The following is a 255-nucleotide window of genomic DNA, read 5'->3' on the forward strand; positions in this document are numbered from 1 at the left end:
GCATGCGGCGGTGTTCTGCGTGGACGAGAAGACAGCCATCCAGGCGCTGGATCGCAAGGACCGGATGTTGCCGCTCTCGCCCGGGCGTGCCGAGAGTCATGGCTTTGAATACAAACGCAACGGCACCGTGAGCCTGTTCGCGGCATTGAATGTCGCCACCGGCGAAGTGCTGGGCAAAACCGCGCCGCGTCATACCAGCGCCCAGTTTGTTGCGTTCCTCACCGAGGTAGTATCGGCGCAGCCACGCGGAAAGGA

1 pseudogene is annotated in these 255 nt (G+C 62.7%); it reads left to right on the forward strand.

Features of this window, described 5'->3' with window-relative positions:
- Positions 1-255: pseudogene (locus AB4Y40_RS42955) on the forward strand (IS630 family transposase); the annotation flags it as partial.

Origin of the sequence: Paraburkholderia sp. EG287B (assembly GCF_040965595.1) — a bacterium.
Taxonomy (GTDB): Bacteria; Pseudomonadota; Gammaproteobacteria; order Burkholderiales; family Burkholderiaceae; genus Paraburkholderia.